Here is a 15821-nt window from a genome sequence, read left to right on the forward strand (position 1 = left end):
AGGTATGAGTAGAGAGCGGGTGTATGATTTTTTGCGAGGCAAGTTTCTCTTAAGTGAAGAGGCAAGTAAACACTGGTGGTTTATTATCTTTTGTACGCTATTGGCTTTAATAATGATTGCTTCTTCGCATAGTGCAGAGCGAAAAGTGCACCTAATTGCAAAAATGAATAATGAAGTGCGCGAATTGAGGAGTGAGTCTATAGCGGCTAAGAAAAATTTAATGACTTTAAAAATGAAGTCTACTTTAGAAGAGAAATTAAAAAATACAGGGGTGGGTCCAGCAAAAAATCCGCCCAAAAAAATTATCGTTTATCTGAATGACTAACGAAAAGCAAATTACCAATCGAATTATAATTGTAGCAAGCTTTATGCTTATTTTTGCTATAGGGGTAGGGTATAAGCTTTTTGAAATACAGGTAGTAGAAGGAGAAAAATACAGAGACCTGTCTGAAAAACGCATTTTCAAGAATTTTGAAATTCCGGCTAACCGGGGTAATCTTTATGATAGTAACGGTCATCTATTGGCAACATCGGTACCCGAGTATGATATCCGATTTGACGCTGTTACTGTATCCGAAGAAAATTTCAATAAAAATTTACGTCCGCTGGCTAAAGCTCTAGGTAAATTATTCAATCGGCCTGCCAGCCATTATATCAATAAATTAAAAGAAGCTCGGAATACCAAAAACAGGTACTATTTAGTAGCTCGCGGGGTGAGTTATACCCAGTATGTTCAATTACGGGAATTTCCTATGTTTAATTTGGGGGCCTTTAAAGGCGGATTTATTGCCGAACAGCGAACGGTTAGAGAACTGCCGTTAGGTAAAATTGGCGAACGTACCGTAGGAAGAGGTCAAGCCGGATTAGAGGGAGCTTACAATGAGTATTTGCAAGGGAAAAACGGAAGACGTTTAAAACAGAAAATAGCCAAAGGCCAATGGAAACCTATTGGAGATGCAAACGAACTAGAACCACAAGATGGTCTAGATGTTTACTCTACCATAGATATCAATATGCAAGACGTGGCGCATCACGCTCTGTTGCGTCAGTTAGAAAAGTATGAAGCGCACCACGGAACAGTGGTGGTTATGGAGACCAAAACAGGCGAGATTAAAGCCATGGCCAATTTAGCACGAACCAGTCTAGGGACTTATTATGAAAAACGTAATTATGCCGTATGGGAAGCGCAGGAACCTGGCTCTACATATAAGCTAATGACTTTAGTGGCAGCACTTGAAGATAAGGTGGTAGATACCAGTGACGTGTTTGATACCGATGGCGGAAAGGTTTTATACTATGATCGTGCGGTGCGGGATTCTCGTTTTGGAGGTTACGGAAAGATTTCGGTGGCCCGAGCTTTTGAGGTTTCTTCTAACACTGTTTTTTCAAAGTTTATAACTCAAGGCTATCAGCATAATCCAGAAAAATTGGTTAATCGTTTAAGTTATATGGGCTTGAATGATCGTATTGGTCTTGATATTAAGGGAGAAGGAAAACCTCATATACCGCATCCAGATGACGCAAATTGGTACGGTACTACACTCCCCTGGATGTCTTTTGGTTATGGAGTAACTATAACCCCCTTGCAAACACTTAGCTTTTATAATGCCATTGCTAACGATGGTTTAATGGTGAAACCACGTTTGATTAAGCAAGTAAAAGATAAAGACCGATTGGTGGCGCATTACCAACAACCTGAAGTGAGGAACACCATTTGTTCGAAAGAGACCGCTGCTAAAGTGAAAAAATTAATGGAGAATACGGTGAAAAATGGTACTGCAACCAATATTTATAGTAAAGAGTTTTCAATGGCCGGTAAAACCGGTACTTGTTTAACGAACTATGGTGTAAATCAAAAGGAGAAAGAATATATCGCTTCTTTTGTGGGTTATTTCCCCGCAGAACAACCTAAGTACTCTTGCATTGTTGTTATTACAAAACCCAATAGAAAATTAGGCTATTATGGAAGTACCGTTGCGGCTCCTGTTTTCAAAGAAATCGCACATGCGATTCATACCGATACGCCTATCACTAAAGAATTTGAATCGCTTGAAGTAGAAAACAAAAAAGTAAAACAAGAATTTGAGCAATATTATACGACGGCACAAAAATTTAAAACTAAAGTGCCTAAAGTTATTGGTATGCCAGCAATGGATGCTGTGGCTTTATTAGAAAATTTAGGACTTCGTGTAGTTTTGAAAGGTACTGGTGAAGTGAAAAAACAGTCGTTAGAGGCTTATACTGATGTTAAACCCAATCAAACCATTTATTTATTAACAAGTTGATTACCCTAAGAGACATATTATATGGTGTACCCATTGAGGGCACAAAAGGCAATACCCAAATAGCCATTACTAACTTGCACTTTGATAGCCGTAAGGTAGAGCTTAATGATGTTTTTGTGGCCATAAAGGGCACCGCAGTCGACGGGCATAAGTTTATCGAAAAAGCGGTTAACCAAGGCGCAATTGCAGTGGTTTGTGAGGTTTTTCCCGAGCAGATTCAAGGAGGGGTTACCTATATTCAAGTAGCCGATACCAAAAAGGCATTAGCCATAATTGCTAATAATTTTTATGATTCGCCCTCAAAGAAATTGAAGCTAATTGGAGTGACGGGTACCAATGGTAAAACAACAGTATCCAGTTTGTTGTACCAAATGTTTAAAAATGCCGGTTATGCTGTAGGACTTATCTCAACCATCAAAATTATGGTTGATGAAGAGGAGTATTCAACAAAGTTGACTACCCCAGATTCTATTACCATAAACAAGCATTTGGCCGCTATGGTTGATGCGGGAGTGGAATATTGTTTTATGGAGGTAAGCTCACACGGAATAGCTCAACACCGTACGGCAGGTTTGCATTTTGCAGGAGGTATATTTACCAATTTATCACACGACCATTTAGACTATCACAAGACTTTTGCTGAGTATAGAGATGTTAAAAAGCAATTCTTTGATGAATTAGATAAAAGTGCTTTCGCTATTACTAATATAGACGATAAGAATGGCTTATTTATGTTGCAAAATACGCCAGCAAAAAAGTATACCTATGCCCTTAAAACACTTGCCGATTATAAGGTTCAAATATTAGAAAATGAATTTACTGGCTTATTGCTTAAATTGAATAATCAAGAAGTATGGACCACCTTAATCGGGGCTTTCAATGCGTATAATATAGCGGCCATTTTTGCTGCAGCAGATTTATTAGACTTACCTGTTCTTGAGAATCTAAAACAAATCAGTAAACTAAAGGCTGTTAACGGGAGATTTCAATATGTGGTATCGCCAAAACAAAAAGTTACCGCAATAGTAGATTATGCCCACACCCCCGATGCACTTAAGAATGTGCTACAAACCATTAATTCTATACGCAGTAAGAATGAAAACTTAATAACTGTGGTAGGTTGCGGGGGAGATCGCGACAAAACCAAACGCCCCGTGATGGCTCAAGTCGCTACGGCTAGTAGCAATCGGGTTATTTTTACGAGTGACAACCCCAGAACCGAAGATCCTGATACTATTATTGCAGAAATGCAGGCTGGAGTAGAGCCGCAATATATAAGCAAATGCTTAGCCATTACTCAAAGAAAAGAAGCGATTAAAACTGCTTGTGCGTTGGCACAAGATGGAGACATTATTTTAATTGCCGGAAAGGGTCATGAAACCTATCAAGAAATAAATGGTGTAAGAACCGATTTTGACGATTTAAAAGTCGTACAAGAATTTTTAATACAATTAAAGAAATAACCATGCTATATTATTTATTTGCATATCTAGAACAGCATTTCGATTTCCCTGGCGAACAGCTTTATCAATTCCTTTCGTTTAGGGCTAGCTTGGCTATTTTATTTTCTTTATTGATTTCAACTATCTTCGGTAAGAGGATTATCAAGTACTTATTAAGAAAACAAGTGGGTGAAAGAGTACGTGAATTAGGACTTGAGGGTCAGGCCGAAAAAGCAGGAACTCCTACTATGGGAGGACTCATCATTATCTTAGCTACTCTTATACCAGTGCTTTTATTTGCAAAATTAGACAACATTTATGTAATCCTTTTGATTGTGGCCACCCTTTGGATGGGAGCAATAGGTTTTCTAGATGATTATATCAAAACATTTAAACAAAATAAAGAAGGCTTGCAGGGCAAGTTTAAGGTGATTGGGCAAGTTGGTTTAGGTATTATAATTGGGGCTACCATGTACCTACATCCCGATATAACGGTTAGGTCTAGTGTTTTATCAGAAACAAAATCTGTGCAAACCACTGAAGCCCAGGAGGGTCAACCTCAAATACAAGAGGTGAAAAGCACTACTACAACAATTCCATTTGTAAAAGATAATGAGTTTGACTACTCGAGCTTGATTAGTTGGATTAATCCGAGTTACAAAAAATATGCATGGCTGATTTTTATTCCTATTGTGATTTTTATTGTTACCGCTGTTTCGAACGGAGCCAATTTAACTGATGGAATAGACGGACTAGCAGCAGGTTCTTCGGCCATTATTGTTCTTACATTGGGGATTTTTGCTTGGGTATCGGGTAACGTTATTTTCTCAGAATATCTGGATGTCATGAATATTCCTAGATCGGGTGAAATGACCATTTTTATAACTGCTTTTGCAGGAGCATTGGTTGGTTTTTTATGGTATAATACTTATCCCGCTCAGGTTTTTATGGGTGATACCGGCAGTTTAACCATTGGAGGCGTTATAGCCGTTTTGGCCATCGCCACGCGTAAAGAACTATTAATACCTCTTTTATGCGGTATTTTTCTTATTGAAAATCTCTCGGTAGTATTACAAGTAGCTTGGTTTAAATACACCAAGAAGAAAACAGGAGTGGGGAAACGAATTTTCTTAATGTCACCCCTGCATCACCACTATCAAAAGAAAGGAATCCACGAAAGTAAAATTGTAGTTCGTTTTTGGGTAGTAGGTATATTTTTAGCCATTTTAACAATTGTAACCTTAAAGATAAGATAATGCAAAAGAGACTCGTTATATTGGGTGCTGGAGAAAGCGGAATGGGAGCTGCTCTTTTAGGGAAAAAAGAGGGGTATGAAGTTTTTGTATCTAGTTTGCAGACTATTGAAATGCGCTATAAACAAGTTTTACAACAAGAAGATATTGCATTCGAAGAAGATCAGCACAGTATAGAACGCTTGCTTAAAGCCGATCTGGTGATGAAAAGTCCAGGGATTCCTGAGGATGCTCCAGTGGTGGTACAACTAAGAGAAGCTAGAATTAAGGTTATTTCAGAAATTGAGTTTGCTAGTTTGCATACACACGCTATGCTCATCGGTATAACCGGAAGCAACGGTAAAACCACGGTTACTTCTTGGATTCATTATATTTTACAAAATGCTGGGATAGATGCTGTTCTTGCTGGGAATATTGGCGATAGTTTTGCCAAGAATGTAGCCCGTAAAAGTAATAATTGTTATGTGTTAGAATTGAGTAGCTTTCAGCTTGACGGAATAGAGACTTTTAAGCCTCATATAGCCGTTTTAACCAATATAACTCCCGATCATCTCGACCGCTATCACAATCAATTTGAATCTTATATCGCAGCTAAGTTTCGCATTGTAAAAAATCAAACACAACAGGATTATTTTATTTATGATGCCGATGACCCAGTGATTAATAAATGGTTATCTCAACACGAAATCAAATCTATAAAAATCCCCTTAAGTTCTAAAGAATTATCGGGTAATGGCGCTTATTTAAAAGACGATGAACTCCATATAAAAATAAACGAATCACATTTTACTATGGCTCAAGATGATATTGCATTAAAAGGAATTCACAATACAAAAAATGCGATGGCTGCCTCTGCAGTGGCACAACTTTTAAAAATTAGAAAACAAACGATTAAAGAAAGTTTACAGCGTTTTCATGGAGTAGAACATAGGTTAGAACGAGTGGTTAATAAAAACAAAGTAAGTTATATCAACGATTCTAAGGCAACTAACATCAATGCCACCTATTATGCATTAGACAGTGTTAAAGCCGATACGATATGGATAGTAGGAGGCGTAGATAAAGGTAACGATTATTCAGAATTGCTCGCACTAGTTAATGAAAAGGTAAAAGCAATTATTTGTTTGGGGGTAGATAACCAAAAGTTAATAAACTCGTTTAACAATTGTGTAGATACCATAGTTGAAACTCAAAAGATGCAAGAGGCTGTAAGCCTTGCCTATGATATAGCCAAACCTGGCGATACGGTTTTGTTATCGCCTGCTTGTGCTAGTTTTGATCTTTTTAAAAATTATGAAGACCGAGGGAATCAGTTTAAAGAAGCAGTGTTAAAATTAAAATAATAGTGAGCGCTAAAAAGAATAACATAAAGCAATTTCATTTCTTTCACCTTTTAAAAGGGGATAAGCTTATATGGGCTGTTGTAGTGTTATTGGGGTTGTTTTCTTTTATTCCCGTATATAGTGCAAGTAGTAATTTGGCCTATATTTATGGTAATGGTAACACCTTAAGCTTTTTGTTGAATCATCTTGCCCACTTACTTATTGGTTTTTTCTTGATATTTGCGGTGAGTAAAATACCATACAATTACTTTAAAGGCTTGTGCGTCCTGGCTTTGCCTTTGGTTATTATTTTATTGGTTTATACGCTCTTTCAAGGAACCACAATTGATGGAGCAAATGCTAGTAGATGGATCAAAATTCCTTTAATCAATAAAACCTTTCAAACATCTACAGCTGCGGCAGTAATATTAATGGTATTTGTAGCGCGTTATTTATCTAAAATAGCCGATAAAGAGATCACTTTTAAATCGAGTATGATTCATTTATGGCTACCAGTAGGAGCTGTTTTGGTACTTATTTTACCAGCCAATTTTAGTACAACTGCAATTTTATTTGCGATGGTACTCATGCTGGTTGTGGTTGGAGGTTATCCGTTGAAATATGTTGGAATTATATTATTAGCTGGCATAATTGTTTTAAGTGTTTTTATGTTATCCGCAAAAGCCTTTCCGGGTTTGTTTCCTAACCGAGTAGATACTTGGATTAGTAGGGTTGAAAATTTTGCCAGTGCAGATGACAAAGAAATTTATCAAGTTGAAAAGGCTAAAATAGCCATCGCTAGAGGAGGTGTTTTTGGGGTAGGTGTAGGTAAAAGTGTACAGCGTAATTTCTTGCCGCAGTCTTCATCAGACTTTATTTATGCGATAATTGTTGAAGAAATGGGGCTCGTAGGCGGATTTCTAGTGCTATTTGCTTATTTACTCATATTATTTAGACTGGTGGTTGTAGCTATAAAAGCCCCCAGTATATTTGGTAAACTATTGATAATTGGCGTTGGATTACCTATTGTTTTTCAAGCTCTGATTAATATGGGAGTGGCTACCGAGTTATTTCCGGTAACGGGGCAAACCCTACCTTTAGTTAGTAGTGGTGGGTCTTCTATATGGATGACTTGTGTGGCTTTAGGAATGGTACAAAGTGTGTGTGCAAAACGCGAATCGTTAAGAAATAAAACCGATATACAAAATCAACAAGACGATGTAAAATCGGGATATAATCAGGAAGAGAATCCATTGGAAATACTAAGCGAAACCCTATGAAGCCGTTACGAATCATATTGTCAGGAGGAGGAACAGGCGGGCATATTTATCCCGCTATAGCCATAGCGAATGAGCTTCAGGTTCGTTATCCAGAAGCTGAATTTTTATTTGTAGGCGCCAAGGATAAAATGGAAATGCAAAAAGTGCCACAAGCAGGTTACGCAATTAAAGGATTATGGATTAGCGGTATCCAGCGTAAGCTGAGTTTAGACAACCTAAGTTTTCCATTTAAATTATTAAGTAGTTTATCGGCTTCTAGAAAAATTATAAAAACTTTTAAGCCGCACGTTGCCGTTGGTACGGGAGGATTTGCAAGCGGACCTTTATTAAAAATGGCCAGTATGATGCAAATACCTAGTTTGATACAAGAGCAAAACTCTTACGCTGGGATTACCAATAAGTGGCTGGGTAAATCTGTAGATAAAATTTGTGTGGCTTACCCTGATATGCAGCGGTATTTTCCCGCATCAAAGATAATTTATACTGGAAACCCAATCCGTAAAGAGATTACTAGTGGAAGTGCTTCAAAATCTGAAGCTTTAGTTAAACTGGGTTTAAATCAACAACAGCCAGTACTTCTTGTTTTGGGTGGTAGTTTAGGCTCAAAACGTATCAACCAAGAAATCGCTAAAAATGTAGAATGGTTTGCACAATTAGGTTTACAGGTAGTTTGGCAAACCGGTAAATTATATTTTGAGCAATATAAGCATTTAACTAGCCAAAGCGTGCGGGTAGTGCCTTTTATAGAAGAAATGAGTATGGCTTATGCTGCAGCAGATTTCATTGTTTCTCGCGCAGGTGCAGGTGCTGTTAGTGAATTAAGTGTGGTAGGAAAACCAACGCTATTTATACCTTCTCCTAATGTAGCAGAAGATCATCAAACCAAAAATGCCGAAGCTGTGGTACAACAAAAAGCTGCATTATATATCAAAGAGAAAGATTTAGAGACTAAATTTCAAGAAGTTCTTTCTGAATTGGTGCAAGATGAACACAAACAACGCGAATTGAGTTTTAATTTTAAGCAGTTAGCAAAACCTCATGCGGCCGCACAAATAGTAGATGAAATTGAACAATTAATACAAGAAAAGTATGGTGAACTTTCGTAACATAGAAAACCTTTATTTTTTAGGTATCGGCGGTATAGGGATGAGCGCCCTGGCACGTTATTATGCCGGTGGTAAATATAAGGTTTATGGTTATGATAGTACTCGTACCCAACTTACTCAAGAGTTAGAGCATGAAGGTGCTCAAGTAGTTTACCACGAAGAGGCTGGCTTAAGTCTGTTGCAAGGCTTAAGTAAAGCCAAAACATTAGTGGTATTTACCCCAGCCGTGGCTAAAACTAACATAATATTGTCTTATGCCCAGACCAACCAATTTCCCATACTAAAACGAGCTCAACTCTTAGGGGAGATTACAAAAAATCACCCTACGTTGGCTGTTGCTGGTACACATGGTAAAACCACTACTACTAGTATTTTAGCACATATTCTTAAAGTAGCAGAGGTACGTTTGACGGCCTTTTTAGGTGGTATTACCGAAAATTACAATACCAATTATTTAAACGAGGGCAACGAGGCAATTGTGGTTGAAGCCGATGAATTTGATCGCTCATTCATGCATCTAAGTCCGAGTATCGCTGGCATTACAAGTTTAGATGCCGATCATCTCGATATTTATAAAAATAAAGAGTCTTTAGAAGTTAGCTACCGTGCATTTATCTCAAAGATAGAGCAGCCCGAAAATTGTTTTAAAATAGAAGGATTAGCAATACCAGGGCAGCCGGTAGGGTTTTCGGCTACTTGTGTTTATCAAATTCTTCAGTATACTGTGCGTGAGGGCAAGTATATTTTTGATTTTAAAACACCCAATGGAGTTTTACAGGATCTTGAATTTGCTTTGCCAGGTAGGCATAATTTATTAAATGCAGCACTAGCAATGGCCATGGCTCTGCATTTTGGGGTAGCACCTAAGCATATGGCATCAGCACTAAGAAGCTTTAAAGGAATTAAAAGGAGGTTTAGCATTCATTGCCATAAACCCCGTGTATTAATAGAGGATTACGCGCACCATCCTCAAGAAATTAAAGCGATGCATCAGGCGATGAGCGAGATGTACCCTAATAAGCGATGTTTAGCTGTTTTTCAGCCGCATTTATATTCTAGAACACAAGACTTTGCCACAGAATTTCAGGAAAGTTTGGCAGCTTTTGATGAAGTATTGTTATTGCCAATTTACCCTGCACGCGAGCAAGCCATCCCTGGAGTAAATAGTGAGATGCTACTTTCGGGTATAGAAAATGTGCAAAAAAAATGCATTCAAAAAACCGATTTAGTTTCGGAAGTGCTTCAGTCGGATGCCGAGGTGGTTATATTATTAGGAGCAGGAGATATAGGGCTAGAAGCCGAAAAAATTAAAAAAGCGTTAAAACGTGAAAATTAATTGGAATTACATAAAAGGCTTTGCATTATTGAGTTTGATTGTGTTTCTGTACGGATTTACACAGCAGCGTAACCATGCTAGAAAATTCGATCTATTGCAGGTAGTTTTTGTTAAGGATAGCGAAAAGTTTATCAGCGCCAAAGAGATAGAAAAAATTGTTTTACAAAATGAAAAATCTATTGATAAAATACCTAAAGATAGTTTAGATTTGAAAGTTTTAGAAAAACGTATAGACGAACATCCATTGGTTAAAAACGCAGAGGTGTATCTAACTGTAAGTGGGGGTGTTAACGTTGAGGTGCAACAAAAAAAACCATTGGCTAGAGTGTATGCTAATGCATCATTTTATATCGATGAAGATGCTAATAAGATGCCATTATCAAAAAACCATACGGCTAGAGTGCCAATGGTGAAGTATTCTGGGCAACAAGATTTAGGTTATGTGCGGGGTTTATTGAAAGAAATTAATCAAGATAGTTTTTTAAAACATCAGGTTGTTTCAATAGAAGTAGATCAAAAAAAAGAGATTCGATTTTATGTGCGTGGTTATGATTTTGAAACTATCTTAGGGGATAGTACAGCGCTAGCAGAGAAATTAAGAAAATTTAAGGCGTTTTATAAAACCGCATTTATAGATAAAAAGTTGGAGCAGTACGAGAGTATAAAATTAAATTACAAACAGCAAGTAGTTGCTACCAAAAAGGTATAGAAACTGGTTATGGAAGTAAATGATCAAGAAATCGCAGTAGGGCTAGACATAGGTACAACCAAAATTGTAGCTATGATTGGTCGGTATAATGAATACGGTAAAACCGAAGTTTTGGGTGTTGGTAAATCTAAAAGCTTAGGAGTGCATCGTGGCGTGGTTAATAATATAACCCAAACCATACAATCTATACAACATGCCGTAGAACAAGCAGTTGCCGATGCCGGAATTGAAGTGAAAGATGTGGTAGTGGGTATTGCTGGTCAACACATCAGAAGTTTACAACATAGCGATTATATTACCCGTGAGAATGCTGAAGAAGTAATTGGTGCTCAAGATATAGAAACCTTGTGTAACCAGGTACATAAATTAGTTATGTTACCAGGCGAGGAGATTATTCATGTTTTGCCCCAGGAATATAAAATAGACGGTCAAGGCGAAATAACTGAGCCAATCGGTATGTACGGCGGTAGATTGGAGGCCAATTTTCATGTGGTGGTAGGTCAGATCTCATCTATCAGAAACATAGGTCGTTGTATAAAAAGCTCTGGATTAGAACTAGAGGGAGTTACCTTAGAGCCATTAGCATCCGCCAAAGCGGTATTAAGTCAAGAAGAGAAAGAAGCCGGTGTTGCATTGGTTGATATAGGAGGAGGAACTTCTGATTTGGCTATTTTTAAAGATGGTATCATACGCCACACGGCAGTAATCCCATTTGGAGGAAATGTAATTACCGAAGATATTAAAGAGGGGTGCAGCATTATTGAAAAGCAAGCAGAGCTCCTTAAGGTGAAATTTGGTTCAGCTTGGCCTGGAGAAAATAAAGAAAATGAAATTGTATCTATTCCTGGCTTACGCGGAAGAGAACCCAAAGAAATATCTTTAAAAAATTTATCGAAAATCATTCATTACCGGGCGGTTGAAATCATTGAACAGATTTATTTAGAGATAAAAAATTACGGTCACGAAGAACAAAAGAAAAAACTTATTGCAGGTATAGTTATTACCGGTGGAGGCGCACAATTAAAGCACTTAAAGCAATTGGTTGAATATGTAACCGGTATGGATACCCGTATAGGGTACCCCAACGAGCACCTTGCAGGCGATAGCAATAAAGAAACCACCAGTCCTATGTACGCCACGGCTGTAGGTCTAGTTTTAAACAGTCTAGAGCGTAAACAGCAAGAAAAACAAGAGCGATTAGAAGCCGAACTTCGCCGTAAACACGCCGAGAATCATCAAGGTGTTAAAAGTGTTAATAGTGAAGACACTGGTAATATTGAGAATGATTCAGTAAAGGAAGAGCAAATTGAAGGCGAACAACTAGAGCAAACCCATCAAGAAGAACAAGAGCAAGAGGTGAAAGCCAGTAATGTGGCCCGCAAGAGCATTTTCGAAAAATGGTTTGACACCTTAAAAGATTTTTTAGATAAAGTAGAATAAAGTAAATAAGCGAAGCATAACACCCAAAATATAGAATTATGAGCAGCACAGAATTCGACATTTCATTTGATTTACCCAAAAATCAATCTAACGTGATCAAAGTGATTGGCGTTGGTGGCGGCGGTTCAAACGCCATTAATCATATGTTTGAACAAGGAATAAAAGGAGTAGATTTTGTTGTGTGCAACACCGATGCGCAGGCCCTAGAAAATAGTCCGGTTCCTATTAAGTTACAATTAGGAGTAAACCTAACCGAGGGGTTAGGAGCAGGTGCTAATCCAGAGATTGGAGAGCAGGCCGCTTTAGAGAGTTTTGAAGACCTTAAGAGCATGCTTAATACCAATACAAAAATGGTATTCATTACCGCAGGTATGGGTGGAGGTACCGGAACTGGAGCCGCACCAATCATTGCTCAACAGGCTAAAGAGATGGGAATTCTTACCGTAGGTATTGTAACTATTCCATTTCAGTTTGAAGGTAAAACAAGAAATGATCAAGCTCAACAAGGGGTAGAAAAATTAAGAAAACAAGTAGACTCGCTTATTGTTATTAATAATAATAAACTTCGTGAGGTTTATGGTAATTTAGGCTTTAAAGCCGGATTCTCTAAGGCCGATGAAGTTTTAGCTACTGCCTCACGAGGTATTGCAGAAGTAATTACACATCACTACCAACAAAATATAGATTTACGTGATGCTAAAACGGTATTGAGTAATAGCGGTACGGCCATTATGGGGTCTTCAACCGCCTCAGGTAGCAATAGAGCTCAAGAAGCGATCATTAAAGCACTAGATTCACCTTTATTAAATGATAATAAAATTACGGGCGCCAAAAACGTGTTGCTGCTTATTGTTTCGGGCTCCCAAGAAATTACTATCGATGAAATTGGAGAGATCAATGATCATATTCAAAATGAAGCAGGGCATAGTGCGAATATCATTATGGGTGTAGGGGAAGACTCTAACCTTGATGAATCTATATCGGTAACCATAATTGCTACTGGTTTTGATGTAGAACAACAAAATGTAATTGTTAATACAGAGGCCAAGAAGATCATTCACACCTTAGAAGATGAGCAGAAGGTAGTTCAAGATTTAAGCGAAAAGCGATTTCAAGCGCGATCATCTGCCATAGATGAGCCTTTGCCTAAAGAAGAGCAGGAAGAGAGAGTAGTGCACACGCTATTTGAGCAAGAGCAGCTTGAAGAACCACAAGAGTCTACTAATGCGCAAGAACAAGAAGTGCAAGCTTCCGCGGAAGCGAATACAGATGATTTTGTTTTTGTTGATGCAACTAAGAATACAACCAAAGAACAAGAGCCAGTAGAAGAGAAAAGACAGGTTGAAGAAGATAAGGAGAAAGAACAGGTAAATTTTACATTTGATTTCCCTATTAATCCTATAGCTTCAAAACCTGCTCCTTCATCTATTTCGGAGGAGACTGCAAAAACACCTACAGAAGTAGAACCTACATCATCTAAAATTATTCACAGGCTTGAGGAAGAGCCGCACGAAAAGCAAACACCATCTGCGCCAAAACCCAATGTAACAGGAGGAGTAAAACGCTATAGTTTAGATGACTATATGGAGGAGGAAAAACAGTTCCAAGAAAATAGAGCTCCAGAGGAAGATTATAGACAACAGACTCAAATTGAAGTTAAACAGCCTGTTTCTGAACCTATAAGTAAGGTTGAGGCCGCTTCTTTTGAGAATAAAAATAATCCGGTAGAAGAGCCAAAAGATACAGAAGAAATCGATCCTTTAGAAAACCCAATATCGCAAGATCTTATTGCACGAGCGGCAGAGAGACGTAAGCGCATGAAGGAGTTTAACTATAAGTTTAGGAATAATTCATCTATAGAAGAAATTGAACGAATGCCAGCATATAAGCGAGCCGGTCTCGATTTAGAAGAAGGAGAAACCACAGGTGATACAAAACTATCTCGAACCAGTGTAAATGGTTCTTCAAAGGATGATTTGAATTTTAGAACAAATAACTCGTTTTTACACGATAATGTAGATTAAATACAAAATTTATGAGTTTAGAAAAACAAGTAATGATAAAAATGAAAGAGGCCATGAAATCGAAAGATCAAATGGCCTTAGGAGCACTGCGTGCTATAAAAAATGCATTGATTTTAGCTAAGACAGAGGCTAATGCGACGGATTTGACTGAAGAGCAAGAAATCCAGATAGTGCAAAAATTAGTGAAGCAACGTAGAGATAGCGCAGAAATTTACCAAAGTCAACAACGTGAAGATTTGGCAGAGCCAGAACTAGCCGAAGCTGAGGTTATTACTCAATTTTTACCCAAACAGCTTACTGAACCCGAGATTGAAGCCGAAGTGCAAGCTATAATTGCAGAAGTAGGAGCGTCTGGAATGCAAGATATGGGTAAAGTAATGGGTATAGCCAGCCAAAAAATGATGGGAAAAGCCGATGGTAAAACCATTTCGGCAATTGTTAGAAAAAAATTAGCATAAGTATACTATATTAGGTATTTTTGCGCTGCTTAAATAGCTATTAGGCCCCGTGGCGCAACTGAATAGCGCATCAGATTTCGGCTCTGAGGGTTGCAGGTTTGAATCCTGCCGGGGTCACGAATAAATAAAAAAGCCTTACTTTCTACCAAGCTTGCTTGAAACTGAAAGTGAGGCTTTTTTATTTTCAAAGCGGAGCTTTGTCAGGAAGACGCAGTCAATCTGCCGGGGTCAATTTTTTAGTCCATAACCTCTTGTTTTTCAAGGGGTTATTTTTTTCTTGTGTCGCCCGTTGTGTCGCCCTTTTAAATTTTCTTAAACTTCCTCATAACGCGCATGCAGAATTTCTATTAGTTATTGAGATCAACTTTATCTAAGCATTTGATATAAACTTATAAAGAGCTCTTTTTTAAAGGTTATAAACATTTTTTGTCATCAATTTTATTCCTAAAGTGTAAAAACTACCAGATTAGACTTAACTTTTAAGTACATAAATTCTAGATGAAATCATTTAACATCTCTAGTTCAACTATAATTTTATGAGAAAACATAATTATTAGATTCATTTAATTTAAAATCCGTTAATCTGATGTAGTGAATTATGTAAATATTCACATATTTTTTGTGTTTATTTTTTAACTTTAAGTTAAATATTATAATTTATGAAGGTGCTAAATAAATTGTTTTGCCTTATGATAGTTGTTGCTTCGGTAGCCTGCGATAATGACGACGGTAACGCACCAAACCAAAATCAATGCTCTTACCTAGGTTTTTCTTATTTAGACACAAATAACAACACAAGCATCCTTATTCCAGAAGCCGATTTATACACCGATTTTTTTATCTCCTCATCGAACGGGCCAGAAGTTGAGATTTATAAAACCTCTCAACCTGGTAGTTTTTACTTTTTAACCACTACTGTGGGGTTAAATGCAACAGGAACTGGAACGCTTAGTTTAAATGGGAATGTATATAATGTAAATGTAATTTGCCAGCGAACTGGTAACACGGTAGGAGATGAAATGCGATTTGATTTGACTGCAAATGGTTTAGAAGCCGAATTTTGTGTTATTATAGATAGAGTCCAATAGTATTAGAAACCGCCGCAAACTCGAAAATTTAGTAGTTACCCTAATTTAAAACTGGTTTAATAAAAATTAAACAACTAT

General features: G+C 37.6%; 13 protein-coding genes and 1 tRNA gene. All 14 read left to right on the plus strand.

The genetic code is table 11. From position 1 onward, the window contains the following. Window positions 1–4: 4 nt before the first annotated feature. The 14 genes from ACH2AZ_RS04220 (at window position 5) to ACH2AZ_RS04285 (ending at window position 15743) form a co-directional block, all read left to right on the plus strand. Window positions 5–325 (plus strand): FtsL-like putative cell division protein, encoded by a 321-nt coding sequence (locus ACH2AZ_RS04220; RefSeq protein WP_147861468.1) that lies wholly within the window; start codon window positions 5–7, stop codon window positions 323–325. Further along, window positions 318–2285 carry a penicillin-binding protein gene (locus tag ACH2AZ_RS04225; RefSeq protein ID WP_394906794.1) on the plus strand — a complete coding sequence of 656 codons (1968 nt, stop codon included), beginning with the start codon at window positions 318–320 and terminating at the stop codon, window positions 2283–2285. Before ACH2AZ_RS04220 ends, ACH2AZ_RS04225 begins: the two co-directional genes overlap by 8 nt. After that, window positions 2282–3748, plus strand: a complete 1467-nt coding sequence (locus tag ACH2AZ_RS04230; protein WP_394906795.1) for a UDP-N-acetylmuramoyl-L-alanyl-D-glutamate--2,6-diaminopimelate ligase — start codon at window positions 2282–2284, stop codon at window positions 3746–3748. The genes ACH2AZ_RS04225 and ACH2AZ_RS04230 overlap by 4 nt, the downstream gene beginning before the upstream one ends. 2 nt (window positions 3749–3750) lie before the next feature. After that, window positions 3751–4983: a phospho-N-acetylmuramoyl-pentapeptide-transferase gene (gene mraY / locus ACH2AZ_RS04235; protein WP_394906796.1), complete on the plus strand. Its 1233-nt coding sequence runs from the start codon at window positions 3751–3753 to the stop codon at window positions 4981–4983. Beyond that, on the plus strand, window positions 4983–6323 hold the full coding sequence (gene murD / locus ACH2AZ_RS04240; protein WP_394906797.1) for a UDP-N-acetylmuramoyl-L-alanine--D-glutamate ligase: 1341 nt from the start codon (window positions 4983–4985) through the stop codon (window positions 6321–6323). The genes mraY and murD overlap by 1 nt, the downstream gene beginning before the upstream one ends. A gap of 2 nt (window positions 6324–6325) precedes the next feature. Beyond that, window positions 6326–7582 (plus strand): FtsW/RodA/SpoVE family cell cycle protein, encoded by a 1257-nt coding sequence (locus ACH2AZ_RS04245; RefSeq protein ID WP_394906798.1) that lies wholly within the window; start codon window positions 6326–6328, stop codon window positions 7580–7582. Next, entirely contained in the window at window positions 7579–8688 is a 1110-nt protein-coding gene (gene murG, locus ACH2AZ_RS04250; protein ID WP_394906799.1) for an undecaprenyldiphospho-muramoylpentapeptide beta-N-acetylglucosaminyltransferase, read from the plus strand. Before ACH2AZ_RS04245 ends, murG begins: the two co-directional genes overlap by 4 nt. Continuing rightward, window positions 8672–10024, plus strand: coding sequence for a UDP-N-acetylmuramate--L-alanine ligase (gene murC, locus ACH2AZ_RS04255; protein WP_394906800.1), 1353 nt, complete (start codon window positions 8672–8674; stop codon window positions 10022–10024). The genes murG and murC overlap by 17 nt, the downstream gene beginning before the upstream one ends. After that, on the plus strand, window positions 10014–10733 hold the full coding sequence (locus tag ACH2AZ_RS04260) for a cell division protein FtsQ/DivIB (RefSeq protein ID WP_394906801.1): 720 nt from the start codon (window positions 10014–10016) through the stop codon (window positions 10731–10733). Before murC ends, ACH2AZ_RS04260 begins: the two co-directional genes overlap by 11 nt. A gap of 9 nt (window positions 10734–10742) precedes the next feature. Continuing rightward, window positions 10743–12173, plus strand: coding sequence for a cell division protein FtsA (gene ftsA, locus ACH2AZ_RS04265; protein ID WP_394906802.1), 1431 nt, complete (start codon window positions 10743–10745; stop codon window positions 12171–12173). Between the two features lie 38 nt (window positions 12174–12211). Further along, window positions 12212–14197 carry a cell division protein FtsZ gene (ftsZ, locus tag ACH2AZ_RS04270; RefSeq protein ID WP_394906803.1) on the plus strand — a complete coding sequence of 662 codons (1986 nt, stop codon included), beginning with the start codon at window positions 12212–12214 and terminating at the stop codon, window positions 14195–14197. A gap of 11 nt (window positions 14198–14208) precedes the next feature. Beyond that, window positions 14209–14655 carry a GatB/YqeY domain-containing protein gene (locus ACH2AZ_RS04275; RefSeq protein ID WP_394906804.1) on the plus strand — a complete coding sequence of 149 codons (447 nt, stop codon included), beginning with the start codon at window positions 14209–14211 and terminating at the stop codon, window positions 14653–14655. Window positions 14656–14698: 43 nt separating this feature from the next. Next, window positions 14699–14772: transfer RNA gene (locus ACH2AZ_RS04280), tRNA-Arg, on the plus strand. Window positions 14773–15344: 572 nt separating this feature from the next. Further along, window positions 15345–15743: a hypothetical protein gene (locus ACH2AZ_RS04285; protein ID WP_394906805.1), complete on the plus strand. Its 399-nt coding sequence runs from the start codon at window positions 15345–15347 to the stop codon at window positions 15741–15743. Window positions 15744–15821: the final 78 nt, after the last annotated feature.

The organism is uncultured Mesonia sp. (assembly GCA_947499595.1).
GTDB lineage: Bacteria > Bacteroidota > Bacteroidia > Flavobacteriales > Flavobacteriaceae > Mesonia > Mesonia sediminis.